We start from the raw sequence: 232 nt of genomic DNA on the forward strand, positions 1-232 counted from the left end.
GCTTTATGACTACTATCAGTCAAATGATGCGACCCTCAACTTTGAAGACAATGATTATCGCGTGCGTTATTTAAATGAGATTTTATCAGGCAATAAACTCAATGAATTGGTGGTCAATACCAATACAAGCTTGCCGGTGATTATCATTAAAAACCGTACTGGACAGAATATTGCCCTGCAGGTCGATCAGATAGCTGGCTCGCGTATCGAAGTCGTGGTAAAACCGTTAGGG

1 protein-coding gene is annotated in these 232 nt (G+C 41.4%); it reads left to right on the top strand.

What is annotated here, in order from left to right; genetic code table 11:
* Positions 1 to 232, top strand: a 232-nt coding sequence (locus AAEY75_RS17305; RefSeq protein ID WP_352260426.1) for a hypothetical protein, incomplete at both ends; no start/stop codon positions are given.

It is taken from the genome of Psychrobacter sp. TB55-MNA-CIBAN-0194 (assembly GCF_040309505.1).
Lineage (GTDB): Bacteria > Pseudomonadota > Gammaproteobacteria > Pseudomonadales > Moraxellaceae > Psychrobacter > Psychrobacter fozii.